Consider the following 14293-nt stretch of genomic DNA (forward strand, 5'->3'; position numbering starts at 1 on the left):
TGCGCATGTCGGGGTGACCGGCGTGACGCGCGTCATGGCGGAGAGGCTGGGATGCTGGTGGAGGAAGCGCCGCCCGTGACGTGACCCTGGCAGACAGGGGTGAGCGACCGTGGCCGAGACCTACGAGAACGCCCGCGGAACGACCGTTCCGGCCGTACCGTACGCCGATCCCCAGGGAGACCCGTTCCTGCGCACCCGGTTCGCCCTCCCCGCGCGACCCGCCACGTTCCTGCGGCGGCAGCGGCTCGTCCAGCACCTCGATCAGGCTCTCGTGACGCCGTTGACGCTGGTCAACGGCCCGGCCGGGGCCGGCAAGACCCTGCTGGCCGCCGACTGGGCCGCCGGACTGCGCCGGCCGGTCGCCTGGCTCACCGTCGAAGCGGGGGACCGGCGTCCCGGGGTGTTCTGGGCGTACGTCCTTCAGGCACTGCGCGCCTGCGGGGCGTCGGTGTCCGACGCGGTCGGGGCCCCCGCGGACGCTTCCCTGGTGGATCGCAAGCTGCTGGCAGCGCTCGCCGCCGAGCTGAACGATCGCGACCGGCCCGTGGTCCTCGTGCTCGACGAGTACGACCGCGTGACCGATCCGGAGGTCACGGAGCAGCTGGAGTTCGTCCTGCACCACGGCGGGCGTGGCCTGCATCTCGTCCTCGTCACCCGCACCGAACCGCTGCTGCCGCTGCACCGTTACCGGGCGGCCGGCGAGCTGACGGAGATCCGCGCCGCCGAGCTCGCGTTCACCTCCGAGGAGGCCGTCGCACTGCTGGAGCTGCACGGTCTGAGCCTCCCGGTTCCGGCCGCGCGCGCCCTGGTGGACCGCACCCGGGGCTGGGCCGCCGGTCTGCGCCTGTCCGCCCTGGCCGCCCTGGAGAGCGCCGACCCGGAGCTCTACCTGAAGGAGTTCGAGGCGGACCGCAGTACGGTCGCGGACTTCCTGCTGGCCGAGGTCCTCAGGGGACAGCCGGAGGAGACCCAGGGCCTCCTGCTGCGTGTCAGCGTCCTGGAGCGTTTCTCCCCCGATCTGGCCAACGCGCTGACCCTCCGGACCGATGCCGAGCCCCTTCTCGCCGGACTGCACCGCGACAACGCGTTCGTCGAGTTTCTCGGGCACTCCTCGTACCAGCTCCATCCGCTGTTCCGGGAGATACTCCGGGCCCATCTGCGCGTACGTCTGCCAGGCCTGGAGCCGGAACTCCACCGGCGGGCCGCGCGGTGGCTGCGTCGTTCCGGATTCCTGCCGGAGACGCTCGCCCACTGTGCCGCCGCGGGCGACTGGGATGCCGCCGCCGGCGCCCTCGTAGACGACCTGGCGATCGGACAGCTCCTCACCGGCCTGCGCTCGGACGACCTGACCCAGTTGTTCTCCCCCATGGGGCCCGAGGCCCGAAGCCCCGCGACGGACGTCGTACGCGCCGCCCGTGACCTGTCCCGGCACGACCTCGATCATGGTCTGGCACATCTGCGCCGCGCCGAGGAGCGGCTGGCCGACGACGCGCCCGACGTGGCGGCGGCCCGATTGAGCTGTGCGCTCCTTGAGGCACTGGCCGCCCGGCTGGCCGGATGCCCCCCACGGGCCGAAAGGGCCGCCGTAGCGGCCGATGACCTGCGGCAGGAGGTCCCGGCGCGCCTCCTGGACAAGCATCCCGAACTCACCGCTCTCCTGCTGACCCATCTGGGCTCGGCCCGCCTGTGGGCCGGACGTTTCGAGGACGCGCGCGCTGTCCTGACCACGGCGGCCGCCGCTCCCGGCGGAGCCTCCACCGTGCTGCCCCGAGAGGACGCCCTGGAGCACCTGGCCCTGCTCGACTATCTGGACGGCTGGCTCGGCCGGGCGGAGCGCAAGGCCTTGGCGGCGGTGTCCGAGATGGAGCGGGTCGGCCTTCCCCAGCCGTCCGGCTCCGGCATCGGGCAGCTGGTCCTCGCCGCCGTGGCCGTCGACCGCCATGAGCTGGGCCGGGCCCAGGCCCTCCTCGACGAGACGGCCCAGACCCCGACAGGAACACATGACCCGGTCCCGGCGGCGGGACGAGCCCTCACCACGGCTCGCCTGCTGCTGGCCAGGGGCAGGACCCAAGCCGCCGTGGCTGCCGCTGACCCGGACGTCTCCGCCGCCGAGGCCTCACCCTGGGCGACAAGCCAGGAAGCCCTCGTCACCTCTGCCGCCCACCTGGCCGAGGGGCGGCCGGACGCGGCGGCCGAGGTGCTGCAGGGGCTGTCCGCCGACCAGCCGGCGTGTGCCGTGGAGGCCGCGGCGATCCAGCTCGCCACCGGCCGTACAGCGGCGGCCATCGACCTGCTCGACGGCATCCGCGCCGGGAGCCGCGCCGGGCCGGCGGTGACCGTGCGGGCCGCGCTGGTGCGGGCTCAGGCCGCGGAGGGGGCGGGAGACACCGCCACGGCCCGCAGGCTCGTGGCCCATGCGCTCCTCGACGCTCGGCGGGAGCGGCTGCGGCGCCCGTTCCTCGACGCGGGGGCGTGGCTGCGGCCCCTCCTGGCCACGGCTCCGCTCCACGAGCTGGCAGGCTGGCTCACGCCCGGCCCGCAGCGCCACGGTGAGGGACCCCGGCCGGAGGCGCAGCCCCCGCCGCTCGTCGCGGTGGAGCTGAGCGCACGCGAGCGCGACGTCCTGGAGCGGCTGGCCCGGATGATGTCGACGGAGGAGGTCGCCGCCGATCTCTACGTGTCGGTGAACACGGTGAAGACCCACCTCAAGAGCGTCTACCGGAAGCTGGCGGTGAACCGGCGAGGCGACGCGGTGCGCCGCGCGCGCGACCTCCGGCTGCTGTGAACGCGCGTCGGTGAGAGCGCCATTGCTGTGATCCGGCGCGCTGAGTCCGGAGGGAGTCGTCGGTGTCCAGAACCAGAACCAGGACCGTCCCGGCCACGGCCCGCGGGGAGCGTCGTGCCGAGCGCCGCGCCCACGCCGACTACACGGGCGGCGTCTACGGATCCATGCTCGCGGCCTCCGTGGTGATCGGCGCCGGCTCCCTGGGCTCCTTCCCGCGCGTCGAGCTGGTGCTGCTGCTGTTGCTCACCGGCCTGGCGTTCTGGATCGCGCATGTGCATGCCCAGTTGTTCGGGGCGCGGCTGGCGCAACAGGCTCTGGACCGCCGTGTCGTACTCCACGTGTGCCGTGACGAGTGGCCGATCGTCAATGCCGCCGTCCCGCCGGCTGTCGCGGTGGCCGTCAGCCCGCTCCTGGGCCTCGACGTGCGAGGTGCCCTGTGGCTGGCGCTCTCCGTCGCCGTGGCCGGGCAGGTGGGCTGGTCCGTGGCCGCGGCACTCCGCGCCGGTGCTACGCGGCGGCTCCTGGCCATCACGGCGTCGGTCAACTTGCTGCTGGGTCTGCTGATCGTCTCCTTCAAGATCGTTCTGACGCATTGAGCAGGGGGCGGTCACCTGTACCGGGTGAGGCCCGCAGCGGCACGAAGGCGCACGATCGCAGGGAAGGGCGCCGTCCGCCTGTCCCAGGCAGCCCATGGGAGGACAGTTCGTGCGCTACGAGATCCGCGTCGAGGGACACCTGTCGGACACGCTGGCCAAAGCGTTTCCGGAGCTGGGCCACGTGGTGATGTCCGGCCAGACCGTCCTGTTCGGTCCGGTCGTGGACGAGGCGCACCTGTACGGACTGCTGGCACGCTGCCAGTCACTGGGCCTGCGGGTCCTGGAGATGAGGCAGCTGCCGGAGTGACGAGGGATCACCCGTGGTGGGTGATCCCGGCACCCGGTGACAGGCGCGACCCTGAAGCGGTCCGGAACACCGTTCCTCGGACACCGCCCCGTCGGCGGTCCGCGGGCGACCCGCTCGATCACGTGAGGAGGAGCCATGACCATGTCGCGTGATCCGGCGCCGCCCCCCGGGCCAGAACCCCCTGCCGCCGGGGCGGCCCCCCTCCCGGTGAGTGATCCCGCGGACGTGCTGGCGAAACTGGGCCGTTCGTGGACCTGGATCCTGTGCTCGGCGGTCGCGACCGTGGTGCCGGGCGTCCTGGTACTGGTCTGGCCGGACGAAACCCTGCACGTCCTGGCCGTCCTCATCGGGCTGTACCTGCTGGTGACCGGGGCGTTCCGGTTCGTGGCCGTCTTCGGCCGGGAGGAGCACGGTGAACGGCTCCCAGGGCTGCTTCTGGCCGTGCTGTACTTCCTGGCCGGGGTTCTGAGCCTGCGGAACCCGCTGCAGACCATCGCCGCCCTCTCGCTGATCGTCGGCGTCGTCTGGCTCGTTTCCGGCATCCTCACCCTCTACACGGCCATCGCCGCCAAGGACCTGCCGCACCGCGGGGTCCTCCTGGGCGCCGCGGTGCTGGGCATCGTCGCGGGAATCGTGGTGCTCGCCCTGCCGGCGGAGTCGGCCCGCGCCCTGACCCGGCTGCTCGGCCTGTGGCTCGTCCTGCTCGGCCTGGCCGAGGCGGCGGTCGCCCTCGCGTGGCGGGCCGCGCTGCGAAGGACGAACCCTGATCGTCTCGCGTGACTGTGTCCAACGAGCGCCGGGTCGCCCGCAAGGTCACCCGCGTCGGGTGAGGCCACCCGGCCCCGGTCGTGTCCACGCTGAGACTGCACGCAACGGCGACCGGGCGAGCGCCCGGGACGGAGGAGTGACATGAGCGCGCAGACGTACCTCGCGTACGACTATCCACTGCTGAGCGTCTTCTGGAGCATGCTCTGGTTCTTCCTGTGGATCATGTGGTTCGTCCTGCTCTTCCGCGTCGTCGTCGACATCTTCCGTGACGACGACATGAGCGGCTGGGGGAAGGCCGGCTGGCTGGCGTTCACCATCCTGCTGCCCTTCCTGGGCGTCTTCGTCTACGTGATCGCACGCGGCAAGAACATGGGCCGCCGGGAGATCTCCCAGGCCCGAGCACAGCAGGAAGCCTTCGACGCCCGCATCAGGGAGGCCGCGGGCACCAACCGGTCCAGCAGCATCGACGAGCTCGCCAAGCTGTCCGACATCCGCGCCCGCGGCGACATCACGGACGAGGAGTTCCGCAGGGCCAAGGAACTGGTCCTGGCCGGCCACGGCCCGGCGGAGCAAGCCGGCTCCACCACCACCGGCATGACCGGTCGCTGAGCGTACGTACACCAAGAATCGAGGCACAAGATGACTGCGACACACTCTCAGCCGGCACACACGGCGAAGCAGGAATGGGCAACCGGCCTGACCGCCTTCGGTGCCGTGATGCTCTTCCTCGTCGGCCTGCTCGACATCTTCCGGGGCATCATGGCCATCGCCGAGGACGACATCTTCGTCACGACGCGCAACTATGCGTTCGAGTTCGACCTGACCGGCTGGGGCTGGATCCACCTCGCGCTGGGCGCGGTCGCCGTGCTCGTCAGCATCGGGCTGCTCCGGACCTCGACATGGGCGCGCGTCCTCGGCGTGGCCATCGCCGGGCTCGTCATCATCGCCAACTTCCTCTCCCTGCCGTACTACCCGGTGTGGTCGGTCGTGATGATCGCGATCTCGGGCTTCATCATCTGGGCCCTGTGCGTGGTCCAGCGCGACAACCTCTTCACCGTGTCCGACGAGCAGCCGCTGTCCGATGACCGTCAGTCGCACAGGATGTCGCCTCCGCCGCACGGACCCGCATGAGCACAGCGGTCTCAGGGAGCCGCGGCGGTCCGGGACTCGGGGGCGGCCGGCGCGGAGCCGGTGTCCAGGAACTCACGGATCGCGAAGCCCACCAGCACGATGACCGTGGTCCACACCACGACCATCGTGGTGGGGTAGGTCCAGGTGAACAGGACGATCGCGGCGACCACCAGGATCGCGACCCCGATCCAGCGCTTGAAGCGGTGCACGAACCGCCCGACCGCCCCGAGTCGGAGTCCTCCGGAGACCGCCACGTCGCGCAGGGCGCCGATGCTCCTGCGGCAGCCGTTGCGGACGAGGACGGCGATCCGGGACGGGCCGCTGAGGAAAGCGCCGACCGCGATGATGAGGGCGACGGCACCGAGCGCCCGTACACCGGCGCGCAGGAACCTGATCAGCGCGTCGTACACCGCTCCGGCGGCGGCCGGGGACGCGCCGGAGGGCAGATGGTCGAGGTAGACGTCCCGGAAGACGGTGAGGGTGATCCCGAGGACCAGCATGGCAAGGAACACCGCCAACCCGGCCCCGATCAGCGCGTGCCGGCGGTTGAACGCGGTGTACACGCCCGCCGCGGCCACCAGCAGGGCGATGAGGGGCAGCCAGCTGCCCAGGATCTCCAGGACCCTCATATAGGTCTTGATCTTCCCGATGTCCTTCGACTGGACCACCACGAAGTCCGTGTGGACGTCCGGGATCTTCGCGGCGACGCCGAGGCCGGCGCCGACCAACCGCTCCTTGACCTGGGCCACGATCGGGGCCACGTCGATGGCCACCTCGTCGTCCTTCAGCGAGACCGCGCCCTCGGCCTCGCCCGTCAGGGCCTTGTCGACGGACGAGTGCACCCTGCGGTTGGCCTCCACCCAGACCTTCTCGAAGGCACTGCTGCTGACCACTCGCTCCACGGTGCCGCTGACCAGCTGCTTCAGACCGCTCGTGATCGGCCCGTCCAGGTTGCCGACCAGCTGGGCCGCCTTCGGCGGCACGCCCTTCTCCGACACGGCGTCCTGCAACTGCTTGACCAACGCGTCCACGTCGATCCGCGCCAGCACCACGTCGGTGACCCGGTTGGTGACGGCCTTCTGCACATCCGGATCGGACGCCAGCGGTCCCACCGTGGCGACGTAGCGGTCCGTGTCCCGCACGATGCTGTTCGCCCAGACCGCGATGACGGACAGCAGCGACAGCAGGGCCGCGAAGAGGATCAGCAGGACGGATCCCGTGGTCCGGAGAGGGTGATGCCGTGCCTCCCGCGGGCGCGCGCCGCTCTCCAGGGCACCTACGCGGTGCCGCAGTTCGTCCAGTTCGCTGCGTTCCCGGTTCGAGAGCGGCTCGTCTCCTGTGTGGGCCATGGACACCAGAAGATCCGTGCGGTGCCGAACGCGCGACCCGTGTGCGCCCGACGGGTGAACCGCGCACGACGTGCGGCCGTCCCGGTGCGGTGATGCAATGGCATGGGGGAGCACGCACGAGCTCAGAAGGTGACGCCGTGAGCGACACATTCGACGAAGTCGACACACCCGGCGAGATGGTGGGACCGATCGACTATCTGGTCGTCGAGTTCCCCGGCAACCGAATGACCGGCGAGGGCTTCCCCCTCCTGGTCGATCTGGTGGACCGCGGCCTCATCCGGATCCTCGACCTGACGTTCATCCGGAAGGACATCGACGGATCCGTGACCGGCCTGGAGATCGGCGATCTCACCGGCGACGGCGAACTCGACCTGGCCGTCTTCGAGGGAGCGTCCTCCGGCCTGCTGGGTCAGGACGACCTCGTGGAGGCGGCCGCCGCCCTGGAACCCGGCAACTCCGCCGGCGTCCTGATCTACGAGAACCTCTGGGCCGCGCCCTTCGCCGCCGCCCTGCGACGCGGCGGTGCCGAGCTGGTCGCCTCCGGGAGAATCCCGGTGCCCGCGGTTCTGGCCGCGCTCGACGCGGCGGAAACCGCGCCCTGAAGAGCGAGGGCACGGGGAAACGAGAAGGGAGATCACCATGCCTGGACTCCTCCGAGGGGTTGCCCGAACGGCCGTCGTCGCCGGAACCGCTACCGCCGTGTCGAACCGCGTGTCCCGCCGGCAGCAGGGCCGATGGGCGGCCCAGCAGGGATACCAGGAGCCGGCACCGCAGCCGGCGCCTCCTGCCGAGCCGTCCGCTCCGGCGGCCTCCGACATGACCAGCAAGATCGAACAGCTGAAGCAGCTGGGCGACCTCAAGAGCCAGGGCCTCCTCACGGAAGCGGAGTTCGAGGACCAGAAGCGCAGGCTCCTCGCTTCCTGACCCGCTCCGGCAGCAGGCCCGCGTCAGATCGGGAGGTTGTCGGGGAGTACCCGGAACGCCTTGTGGCGGCCCAACGGGCGTACGGCCCGGAAGTCTCCAGCGCGCGGTAGCGGACACGGACCGACTCCTCGTCGGACACCTGGACCTGGCTCGGCCCGTAGGCGCTGTCCTCCAGCGTCTGGTGCGTGTAGAGCGCGCCGGCAGACAGCGCCAGGGCGTCCAGCCGGGCGGGGCCTGCGGGGACGAGGGTGGCATCACCGGCGGCGGTGGAGATCCGGCCGTCGGTGAGGGTCTGGAGCACGGCGTCCACGTCGTCCCGGTCGAGTGGCACCCGCATCTTGCCGTCGTCGCCGACCAATGGGCGGCCGATCTCCTGTCGAACATCAAGTGATCGTCAAAGCCTGTCGATGCGCTGGTCTGCGTGGTCATCGCTCCAGCCAAACTTCGCGCAAACTTTCGAGGTTTGGAGAAATTTGGGCCCACCATCGACATCTGCCGTCCCCGACCTGACCTACGCTCCCGCCAGTTGCAGCGAGGGTCCGGAGGGGGACATGAACATGGGCTTGTTCGTGGGGTGGAGACGACCACTGCGGAGACAACCACTGCGGAGACAACCGCTGGTGGCCTGCGCCGCTCTCTCGGTCCTGCTCGTCGGCTGCCTCGGCGCGGGCGTCGCCCACGCGGACACCGCCGCCGGCACGACGCTCTACGTCGACGACGAGGCCGCCGGGTGCAACGACACCGGCCCCGGCTCGGCGGCGGAGCCCTTCTGCCAGATCCAGCCGGCCGCGGACGCCGCGGTGCCCGGGGACACCGTGCGCATCGCGGGCAACAGCACGGCCTACGCGCCCGTGACCATCAGGTCCATGGGCACCGCGGACGCACCCATCTCCTTCCTCTCCGCGTACGGCGACGGCTCGTCCGTCATTGTCGCGGGCGGGATCACGTACTCCGGTGCCCAGTACGTCGACACGGCCGGGATCCTCGCCCGCACGGCCAAGACGTCCGCGGTGGCCGTCGTGGCATCGCAGCACATCACCTACCGCGTCGCCTCCGTGCAGAGCACCCTCCTCGATGCCACCACTGCGGCGATCGCGGTCGACGGAGCCTCCTCGGACATCTCGCTCCTCCGCCTCCGGGTGAGCGACGGGTCGGGGCCGGACTTCCGCAGCGCTGCCGGCGCGCGGAACGTCACGCTCGCCGACGACCTTTTCGAGGACGGCGGCGTCTTCGCCGCGGGCACCACGGGCATCGACCTCGCGGGCGACACCTTCTGGACGGCCTGCGGCGACGCGGTCGGCCTGACCGACGGCAGTTCCGGGTCGGTGGAGAACTCCGTCGCGCTGCCCTACGGCACGACGTGCACCACCACCCCGGCCGAGATCACCGTGGACGCCGCTTCCGCTCCCCAGGTCACCGTGGACTACAACGCCGTCAACCCGTCGTCGGCCGGCACCGACTACGACTGGGCCGGCACCGCGTACGCCACGGCCCAAGCGTTGCGGGCGGCCACCGGCCAGGCCACCCACGACCTGGACCAGACGGATCTGACGATCCCCGCGGCCGGCCTGCCCGTGGAGCACTCAGCGCTCGTCGACTCGGGCGACGTCGGCGCCCCCGGGGAACCTGCCACGGACATCGACGGCCATCCCCGGGTCGACGACCCCCTGGTCGCCGACACCGGCACCGGCCACGTCGACCGGGGCGCCACCGAGTTCCAGGACCCTTTCACGGTGAACGCGCTCGACATGAGCGCCGGGTACGTCGGCGTCCCGGTCACCGCCACCGCACGGCTGAGCAACCCGTGGTCGGACTCGCTCGCCGGGCTCACGTACACCTTCGACTTCGCGGACGGTACGACGGTCACCTCCACCACCGGCTCGGCCACCCACACCTACACCCAGGTCACGTCGAGCACCGGCGTCCAGGCCTCGGTGGTGGTGAACAGGTCCGACGGCACGCGGGTCGGTGCGGCCGACCACTGGGAACGGGTCGAGCCGGTGCCGGACCTGACCACGACGATCGGCTGCGGGCCCACCAGCCCCGTTCAGCCCGACACCGCCGCCTGCGGGTACGAGACCTCGCTCGACCCCTACTCGATCACCAGTGACCGGATCACCTTCGGCGACGGCTCGGCGGCGCTCTCCGTGCCCACCGCCGGTGACCCGGTGCCGCACACCTACAAGGCGCCCGGCACGTACACCGTCACGCAGACGGTCACCGACTCCGACGGGCGGACCACCACCGCGACCGCCAAGGCCACGGTCGGCGCGGCCTTCGTCGCCGCCGGTCCCGTACGGATGCTGGACACCCGGAACGGGACGGGCGCGCCCGAGCGGCCTGTCGGCGCCGGTGGTGTGGTCCGGCTGAAGGTCCTCGGCGTGGGCTACGTCCCGGCGTCCGGGGTGACGGCGGTGACCCTGAACGTCACCGACGCGGGCGCCACGGCGTCCAGTTATGTGTCGGTCTACCCGGACGGCACTGCCCGCCCGAGCTCCTCGAACCTCAACTTCCGTGCGGGGCAGGACAATCCGAACCTGGTCACCGTCCGGGTGGGCGGCGACGGCTACGTCGACCTGTACAACGCGCACGGCAAGGTGAACCTCATCGCGGACCTGGAGGGCTACTACACCACCACCAGGTCCGGCACCGACGACCTCCACATGTCCGGCCTGGCCACCATGGCCCCGACCCGGGTGCTGGACACCCGCAACGGCACCGGCGCGGCCAAGGGCGCGGTCGGTCCCGGCAGTACCACGACCTTCACCCTGCCGAAGTACGCCCGCGGCTGGGCGACGGTCGGTGCCGTCCTCAACGTCACCGTGACCGGCGGCACCAGCGGCGGCTACATCACCGTCAGCTGCAGCAGCCCCACGCCGGCCACGTCCACTCTCAACTACCGGGCCGGACAGACCGCCTCCAACCTCGCCGTCCCCTGTGTGAACGCCGGCAAGGTCCACATCTACAACAGCGCCGGGCACGTCCAGCTGATCGCCGACCTCCAGGGGGTGTACACCAACGAGCAGGCGGGAACGGCCGACGACTGGGTCGCCCCCTCCGGCGGACCGTTCGTGGCGACCGCGCCCACCCGTTTCCTCGACACCCGCACGGGCCTGGGCGCGTCCGCGAAGCCGCTGGGCGCGAACGGCACCCTCACCGTGAAGCTCACGAAGGTCCCGGCGGGAGCCACCGCCGTACTGGTCAACCTCACGGGCGTCGCCCCGACCGCCAACACCCACCTGACGGCCTACGGCGACGGCGCCCTGCCGACCGTGTCGAACGACAACCTCACCGCGGGCCAGACCCGCCCGGTCCTCGCCGTGGTCCCGGTCGGGGCCGACGGCTCCCTCCGCATCCACAACGCGCTCGGCTCGGTCGATGTCGTCGCCGACCTGGAGGGCTACTACGGCTGAGGCAAAAGCAGGTCCCGCTCAGCGGACCACTAGCGACGAGCGGGACGCTTGATGCCCGCGCGCCCCGCCTTCTCGGTTCGCTCGGGTCCGGCGGTCTCGCGATCCTCGTTCCTCGCGGCCCAGTCCCTGGGCTGGAGGAAGAGCAGCTCACCGCTGCCCGGCACGATGATCGCGCCGCCGAAGGGCTCGTCGCCGGCGAACCAGACGCCGTCCGTGATGCCGGCCGGCCACCGACGACGCCCCAACGCGTGCTTCGCACGCAGGGTGAAGGGGGCGCCGTCCTGATCTCCGAAGCGCAGGTAGAGCGTGTGGGTCGACTCCATGCCGATCTTCTCGACCGGGGTGCGGAATTCGAGCGGGTAGGTCCGGAACACCTTCGAGCACTTCCGGGTAAAATTCAGACGGTCGGAAAAAAGGAACAGCGTCCACACCATGCCGAACATTCCGACGATGGCCACCGGCAGCAAATAGTCGAGGTGGAACACGAACAGCTGGACCCACAGCAGCAGGAACACCGGGAAGAACTTGAGGAATTTCTTCAGGGCGACGCCGTAGTGGTAGCGCACCGCGCCCCGGAAGTCCGTTCCGTCGGTCGCGTACGGCGCGGGCGGGGTGTCCGACTCCAGACCGTCTTTCCATCGTTCTGGCACTGTCATCCGAACGGGCTCCTTTCGTCTGCCCCTGAGCCGGAATCCGGGAAAGGGACCTCGGCAGGGTCCGGCGCCGCCGGGTCGTCGAACGTCACCGTACGCGCGACGCCGAGCAGCACGCCGCGGTAGTCGTCGGCGAGCTCAACCGCCGGGGTGACCAGCTGCACGGTGATGATCGACGAGGTGCGAGGAACCGGGATCGCCACCGTGCCCTGCCAGACGGTCCCCTGCGCGGGCTCGTCCTGCCCCTCGGGGGGAGCGGTCGGCGCGGGCGTGGTCCGCTCCGTCTCCAGCACGTATCCGGTACCCACGGGCAGTTCCACGGGCACGATGCCGTCGGCAGGACCGGTCCCGTCCCCCAGCATCTGGAGAAGCACGGCTTCAGGGTGCGCTCCCGACGTGGGGACGGTGGAGACCGTGAGGACGGACAGGTTGGCCCCGCCGTGTTCGTCGGGATGCATACCGAGCGCGCACCCCATGACCTCCTGGCTCCGCAGCATCGTCAGGACGCCGGCGTACAGCCGGAACACCTGGTCGGCACGGTCCCGGACGTCTTCGGGAAGTGCGTTGATCTGCCGGGCCACCTCCTGGATGCCCTCGGGTGTTGGCTGGAGGTCCAGCTGGAGGTATCCGTAGGGCAGCCCGTACCAGAATTCCGGCTTCGGCTCGGCATCCACCGTGTCAAGGAATGCGTTCACAGCCGGACGGCCCCCATCAGTTCGCCGATGCCTGTGATGATGTCGGCCCTTGCGCCCTTCAGACCGGTCGCGGCAGCCGCACCCTTCGTGATCTCGGACGCGTCATGTCCGGGGCCGTTCTTCGGCAACACGCCCAGGCTTTCCAGGGACGACGCCATGTTCGCCGCCACGTTGACGCCGTTGATGCCGTACTGGAGGGCTCCGGTGGTGGGGGAGGTCGCCACGTCGAGAGCCTTGTAGCTGAAGGCGGGCACGATCTCCTTGCCGAACGTGCCCAGCTTCGAGCCCAGCGACAGGGCTTCGCCTCCTTCGCGGGCAACGGCCGCCGCGAGACCCGCCTCACTGCCGGCCTTGGCGAGGGCACCGACGCCGGGCACCATGCCGAGGCCGTCACCGACCAGCGAGGCCCAGGCGAACACGCCTTCCTTCAAGCCGTACTCGCCCGCCAACGAGTCTCTGAAGTCCTCGCTGGCCAGGTTCTTGGCCATGGACACCGCGCTCGCCGCGACCGCGATACCGGCGAAGACCGGCGCCAGCGGGGTGGGGAGAAGGGCCAGCAGTCCCGCGATGGCTCCGATGGTTCCGGCGTGCTCCACGAGGAATTCGCCGACTGCCTTGAGGCCCTCACCGATGGCACTGAGGGCCTTGCTGAACCACCCCGGCTCCTTGGGGGCCAGCTTGTCGTCGGCCTCGTCGAGGCTGCGGGCCACGGCCTCGGCCGCGTCGGTGTGGGTGCCCTCCAGCTCCTTCGCCTTCGCGATGACGTCGTTGTAGGCCGAGTTGGCGTTGTTGAGGTGGGTGGTGGCCTCGTTCAGTTCGCGCTCGGCGGTACGCAGGCGCTCCGTCGCGGCATCCGCCTCCGCCTGGCTGGGGTACTCCTTGCCGGCGAGCTTGAGGTCCGGGTTTCCCTTGGCCTGGTCGTAGCGGGTCCGGGCCTTGTCGACGTCACCCTTGTTCTCGCGCGCGGCATCGTCGTACTTCTTGGCCAGGTCGCGGTGGGAGGTCAGATCGCCTTCCCATGTGCCCAGCGCCGCGGCGGCTTTGCCGAGCGAGTTCCCGGCGTTCATCATGGCGGTCTTGAGGTCGCCGTCCAGCGTGTCCCGGAACGCGCTCGCCGCGTCTCCCTGCCAGCTGGAGCTCGCCCCGAGCAGATATTCGATCTGCCGGTGGCAGTTGTTGAGCGTGTCGGCCGCGGACTTCACCTTGCGGTAGAGGGAGCTGACCTGCTCGGGAATTCCGGGTACCGGGTTCCAGCCGAGGCTCGGATACGGATTGTTGGCCACCTGCTACTTCCCCCCGGTATTCGCGGCGTTGGTCTCCTCCATCTTTTTGAGGGCCTTCGAGAGGTTCTCCTCAAACTTCTGGTAGCTCAGCGCGGTTTTCTCCACACCTTCGTCAACCGCTTTGATCATGTCCTTCAACTGGCCCGTTCCGTACTTCCATCTGTTCTGGAAGGACTCACACGCCTCGTCCAGCCGGGGAGTGCCGATCTGGTCGGCACCGACGGCGGAGAGCGCTGTGCGCGCTTCCTCCAGATCCGTCACGGACTGCTTCAACACCCTGCCAAAAGAGTTCAGTTGGCTTAGGTCGACCTTAAATTCATCCGCCATGTGGCGACCCCCTTCTTCGACTGCGAGCCCGGCCCGTGCCGCCGGCGCGCGCGATCAGACTA

The 14293-nt window shown here is 70.4% G+C and carries 15 protein-coding genes and 1 pseudogene; 10 read left to right on the forward strand and 6 right to left on the reverse strand.

Annotated features, from left to right (window positions below):
* Positions 1-109 precede the first annotated feature (109 nt).
* The 6 genes from M2157_RS22805 (at position 110) to M2157_RS22830 (ending at position 5587) form a co-directional block, all read left to right on the forward strand.
* On the forward strand, positions 110-2785 hold the full coding sequence (locus tag M2157_RS22805) for a LuxR C-terminal-related transcriptional regulator (protein WP_280866084.1): 2676 nt from the start codon (positions 110-112) through the stop codon (positions 2783-2785).
* A gap of 62 nt (positions 2786-2847) precedes the next feature.
* Positions 2848-3381 carry a hypothetical protein gene (locus M2157_RS22810; protein ID WP_280863508.1) on the forward strand — a complete coding sequence of 178 codons (534 nt, stop codon included), beginning with the start codon at positions 2848-2850 and terminating at the stop codon, positions 3379-3381.
* Positions 3382-3490: 109 nt separating this feature from the next.
* Positions 3491-3688 carry a hypothetical protein gene (locus M2157_RS22815; protein WP_280863855.1) on the forward strand — a complete coding sequence of 66 codons (198 nt, stop codon included), beginning with the start codon at positions 3491-3493 and terminating at the stop codon, positions 3686-3688.
* Positions 3689-3823: 135 nt separating this feature from the next.
* Positions 3824-4468: a DUF308 domain-containing protein gene (locus tag M2157_RS22820; protein ID WP_280866085.1), complete on the forward strand. Its 645-nt coding sequence runs from the start codon at positions 3824-3826 to the stop codon at positions 4466-4468.
* 129 nt (positions 4469-4597) lie between these two features.
* Positions 4598-5065 carry an SHOCT domain-containing protein gene (locus tag M2157_RS22825; protein ID WP_280863510.1) on the forward strand — a complete coding sequence of 156 codons (468 nt, stop codon included), beginning with the start codon at positions 4598-4600 and terminating at the stop codon, positions 5063-5065.
* 30 nt (positions 5066-5095) lie between these two features.
* Positions 5096-5587, forward strand: a complete 492-nt coding sequence (locus M2157_RS22830) for a hypothetical protein (RefSeq protein WP_266516236.1) — start codon at positions 5096-5098, stop codon at positions 5585-5587.
* A gap of 11 nt (positions 5588-5598) precedes the next feature.
* Here the strand turns inward: M2157_RS22830 and M2157_RS22835 are convergent, their stop codons facing one another.
* A complete protein-coding gene (locus M2157_RS22835) occupies positions 5599-6936 on the reverse strand; it encodes a hypothetical protein (protein WP_280866086.1) in 1338 nt (445 codons plus the stop codon).
* A 176-nt stretch (positions 6937-7112) separates the two neighbouring features.
* Here M2157_RS22835 and M2157_RS22840 point away from each other — a divergent pair, with 176 nt between their 5' ends.
* Both M2157_RS22840 and M2157_RS22845 read left to right on the forward strand, forming a co-directional pair.
* On the forward strand, positions 7113-7538 hold the full coding sequence (locus tag M2157_RS22840; RefSeq protein WP_280863856.1) for a DUF6325 family protein: 426 nt from the start codon (positions 7113-7115) through the stop codon (positions 7536-7538).
* Between the two features lie 37 nt (positions 7539-7575).
* The gene (locus M2157_RS22845) at positions 7576-7860 is read left to right on the forward strand and encodes an SHOCT domain-containing protein (RefSeq protein ID WP_280863512.1); all 285 of its coding nucleotides are present in this window, start codon (positions 7576-7578) and stop codon (positions 7858-7860) included.
* Positions 7861-7883: 23 nt separating this feature from the next.
* Here M2157_RS22845 and M2157_RS49160 read toward each other — a convergent pair.
* Positions 7884-7955: pseudogene (locus tag M2157_RS49160) on the reverse strand (VapC toxin family PIN domain ribonuclease); the annotation flags it as partial.
* 86 nt (positions 7956-8041) lie between these two features.
* Here M2157_RS49160 and M2157_RS22850 point away from each other — a divergent pair.
* Complete coding sequence (locus M2157_RS22850) at positions 8042-8251, forward strand: hypothetical protein (RefSeq protein WP_280866087.1); 210 nt, start codon at positions 8042-8044, stop codon at positions 8249-8251.
* A gap of 229 nt (positions 8252-8480) precedes the next feature.
* A complete protein-coding gene (locus M2157_RS22855; protein ID WP_280866088.1) occupies positions 8481-11273 on the forward strand; it encodes a PKD domain-containing protein in 2793 nt (930 codons plus the stop codon).
* A 29-nt stretch (positions 11274-11302) separates the two neighbouring features.
* On the opposite strand, the gene M2157_RS22860 is transcribed toward M2157_RS22855, so the two are convergent.
* From M2157_RS22860 to M2157_RS22875, 4 genes are read right to left on the reverse strand one after another with little or no spacing between them, the layout of a single operon-like run.
* Complete coding sequence (locus M2157_RS22860) at positions 11303-11929, reverse strand: hypothetical protein (RefSeq protein WP_280863515.1); 627 nt, start codon at positions 11927-11929, stop codon at positions 11303-11305.
* A complete protein-coding gene (locus tag M2157_RS22865; protein ID WP_280863516.1) occupies positions 11926-12621 on the reverse strand; it encodes a hypothetical protein in 696 nt (231 codons plus the stop codon). Before M2157_RS22865 ends, M2157_RS22860 begins: the two co-directional genes overlap by 4 nt.
* The gene (locus tag M2157_RS22870; protein WP_280863517.1) at positions 12618-13904 is read right to left on the reverse strand and encodes a WXG100 family type VII secretion target; all 1287 of its coding nucleotides are present in this window, start codon (positions 13902-13904) and stop codon (positions 12618-12620) included. Before M2157_RS22870 ends, M2157_RS22865 begins: the two co-directional genes overlap by 4 nt.
* 3 nt (positions 13905-13907) lie before the next feature.
* Complete coding sequence (locus tag M2157_RS22875) at positions 13908-14231, reverse strand: hypothetical protein (protein WP_280863518.1); 324 nt, start codon at positions 14229-14231, stop codon at positions 13908-13910.
* Positions 14232-14293 lie beyond the last annotated feature (62 nt).

Origin of the sequence: Streptomyces sp. SAI-127, assembly GCF_029894425.1 — a bacterium.
Classification (GTDB): domain Bacteria; phylum Actinomycetota; class Actinomycetes; order Streptomycetales; family Streptomycetaceae; genus Streptomyces.